This window comes from Microcystis sp. LE19-10.1B (assembly GCF_027530565.1).
GTDB lineage: Bacteria > Cyanobacteriota > Cyanobacteriia > Cyanobacteriales > Microcystaceae > Microcystis > Microcystis aeruginosa.
The window spans coordinates 1-1,837 of sequence record NZ_JAPZQM010000500.1 but is presented as its reverse complement, the minus strand read 5'-3'; the positions used below and the strand labels follow the sequence as shown (position 1 = coordinate 1,837).

Genomic DNA, 1,837 nt, shown 5'->3' with positions numbered 1-1,837 from the left:
TCGAAAACGGCTTTACGATATTTGGCTGGGAACACTAAATGATATAGCAAAACACTTACATTATGGCTCTTATGGATGTATTCACTCATTTTTCTATTGTACGCCGCGAGCGGCGGGGAATTAGACCCGAAGAGATTAAATGATGCTGACCGAGAAAAAATCGGAATCGAAGGTTAAAATTCGTTTGATTTTTAAATTCTCAGCCGTTACGACTAAAGTCGCATCAGCTAAATCCATTGGGCGATCTTTATATTTTTCCATCAGTGACAGTAATCGAGGATAATCTTTTTCTTCGATCGAGGCTAACCGTACCATTTTCTTCAATAGCAATTTACCGAGTTGAGCTTGCATCGACCATCCCCCACGTTGCAAGCAGAGATACATGGATTCAGTAAAACAAGCCCAAGTTGTTATTAGATAAGAGGACTCATTCTCGATAAAAATTTTAACTGCTTGATGTCGTGGCTGAGATTTATCTACCGAACAGAATAAAGGGGCAGTATCGCACAGGATCATAGGATCAATCCCTGTTGTTTATATTTATCCATCAAAAGATTTTCCTAGTCCTTTTCACTAATTTCAGAGGCGGTCAATTCCATTTCTTCAACTTCTTGAAACCCTTTAGCCCATTTTTCTTTTAAGTCCTCTCTTCGGTACGCTTCAATTTCTTCGGCGATCTCTTCTTCGGTAATATCCTGAACGCCTGGTAAGGATTGAGTTTTATCGAAGAGTTCTTTAACTTTTTTGCTTAAAGCCTGACGGTTTTGTTTGTCCGCCAAATTTAACAAAGCGTCTTTCAATAAATCTTCAACGCTATTATATTTCCCTGTCGCTAATTGAGAGTTAATTAATTGTTCTAATTCGGGAGATAAGGTAATATTTATGGTAAAATATGCTCCTTTGTAATTCGGTCGATATTATGATGGTTCGTGAACGATTTCATCGATAAACTCTTCTTTTTCTTCTTCCGTCATGGTATTCCAATCATAGCCGCGTTCTTTGGCTACGATTCGAGCTTTGTCAATGGCGTAATTAGACAAGGATTCCCATCGATCCGACTGACTGAGGATGAGAATTTTATAAACTTCCCGTTGCTGTGCTTCGGGGAGTTGTTTGAATAAGTCGATAACTTGTTCGTTGCTTAAGGTTAAGTTCGGCATAGGTCAATTCTAGACACCAGCATGATTAATCAGTTTAACACCGGTCCTTAATGGAGAAGGTTTTCGGTTCGCCTACACCTTCCGGGCTTCGATCGGTTAGAATCGAGAAATTATCGGCCTAGAAAGTCCTTTCATCTTCGCGCTTGCCGTAAAATTATGATTGTCTCTCTCCAAGAAGCTCAAGCCAAACTGCCCGAACTGATATACAATCTCAAACCCGGGGAAGAATTGTTGATTACCGATAATAATCTCCCACTAGCCAAATTAATCGGGCAAACCCCCACATCTCCCCAACGTCCGGGGCCTGGCCTATGTAAAGGAATGATTACCATCGTGGCCGATGATGAAGAACACTTACAAGACTTTGCGGAGTATCTGCATTGAAATGTCTAATCGATACCCATACTCTGCTTTGGTACACACTCAACGAATCCCCACTAAGTAGCGCCGCCCATCAACTAATTAGGGTTTGCTGAAAAAGTTTGTTGGTGGGGTTAGGAGTCAGGAGTCAGGAGTCAGGAGTCAGTAGCTGGTCATTTCAGGCTTTGTTGCCCTCTTTTTTTTGTACCAATTTATGTACTACGAGAGGGATAATGCAAGGTTTTTGAGAGTCCCAATCGGATTTTCGCAGCATGAACATCGGATTTTAACAGGTCAAAAGCCTTATTTTAAAAGGG

Annotated in this window: 4 protein-coding genes and 1 pseudogene; 1 reads left to right on the top strand and 4 read right to left on the bottom strand. The window is 40.9% G+C overall.

The genetic code is table 11. The features are described 5' to 3' along the window. The 4 genes and pseudogenes from O9332_RS17990 to O9332_RS17975 form a co-directional block, all read right to left on the bottom strand. Positions 1–89 (bottom strand): annotated as a pseudogene (locus O9332_RS17990) (IS200/IS605 family transposase); the annotation flags it as partial. Between the two features lie 46 nt (positions 90–135). Continuing rightward, on the bottom strand, positions 136–516 hold the full coding sequence (locus tag O9332_RS17985; RefSeq protein WP_004163248.1) for a type II toxin-antitoxin system VapC family toxin: 381 nt from the start codon (positions 514–516) through the stop codon (positions 136–138). A gap of 44 nt (positions 517–560) precedes the next feature. Next, the gene (locus O9332_RS17980; RefSeq protein ID WP_288026693.1) at positions 561–779 is read right to left on the bottom strand and encodes a hypothetical protein; all 219 of its coding nucleotides are present in this window, start codon (positions 777–779) and stop codon (positions 561–563) included. Between the two features lie 138 nt (positions 780–917). After that, positions 918–1,160, bottom strand: a complete 243-nt coding sequence (locus O9332_RS17975) for a hypothetical protein (RefSeq protein ID WP_002763580.1) — start codon at positions 1,158–1,160, stop codon at positions 918–920. Between the two features lie 156 nt (positions 1,161–1,316). On the opposite strand from O9332_RS17975, the gene O9332_RS17970 reads away from it, so the two are divergent. After that, entirely contained in the window at positions 1,317–1,544 is a 228-nt protein-coding gene (locus tag O9332_RS17970; protein ID WP_002763578.1) for a type II toxin-antitoxin system Phd/YefM family antitoxin, read from the top strand. Positions 1,545–1,837 lie beyond the last annotated feature (293 nt).

Excerpts from the sequence above, each read along its gene's own strand:
- O9332_RS17985 (WP_004163248.1), bottom strand. The coding sequence starts at position 516 with ATGATCCTGTGCGATACTGCCCCTTTATTCTGTTCGGTAGATAAATCT.
- O9332_RS17975 (WP_002763580.1), bottom strand. The coding sequence starts at position 1,160 with ATGCCGAACTTAACCTTAAGCAACGAACAAGTTATCGACTTATTCAAA.
- O9332_RS17970 (WP_002763578.1), top strand. The coding sequence starts at position 1,317 with ATGATTGTCTCTCTCCAAGAAGCTCAAGCCAAACTGCCCGAACTGATA.